Consider the following 482-nt stretch of genomic DNA (forward strand, 5'->3'; position numbering starts at 1 on the left):
GTTGATGTAGAGGGAGTAGGCCTTGTTCCCGCCGACGGTGAGCGACTCGGTGGTCGCGGTGGCGGGCCTGCTCTGGGGGGAGCCGGGGACCACGTTGGAGCCCTGGTACCACAGGTCGTTGCCCCGTCCGGACTGGTCGTACACGACCGTGATGACACAGGTGGTGCCGGCGCAGAAGGAGTCCTGGGCCGCGGCGTTGGCGACGCCCCCGGCGGTCAGGACGGCGATGTTCCGGGTCGTGTTGTCGGACGAGCGCCTGACCTGGTACAGGTTGCCGGTGTAGGAGCCGTAGAGCGCCCGCGTCGTGCTGTGCGCGGCCACGCACGGTGTGCCGCCCGAGGCGTAGATGTCGCACGGACGCGCGCCGGGCGGCGGCGGGGTCGGTGACGAGGTCGGTGACGAGGTCGGCGTCTGGCTGGGCTGGGCTCCGGTGGTCCACTTCTGGTTGGTGCCGCCGTGGCAGGTCCAGATGTGCACCTTGC

General features: G+C 70.5%; 1 protein-coding gene. It reads right to left on the reverse strand.

Annotated elements, in window-relative coordinates; translation table 11 throughout:
- Positions 1-477, reverse strand: a 477-nt coding sequence (locus AAH991_RS40245; protein WP_346231206.1) for an arabinofuranosidase catalytic domain-containing protein, incomplete at its 3' end; no start/stop codon positions are given.
- Positions 478-482 lie beyond the last annotated feature (5 nt).

The sequence above is a fragment of the Microbispora sp. ZYX-F-249 genome (assembly GCF_039649665.1).
GTDB lineage: Bacteria > Actinomycetota > Actinomycetes > Streptosporangiales > Streptosporangiaceae > Microbispora > Microbispora maris.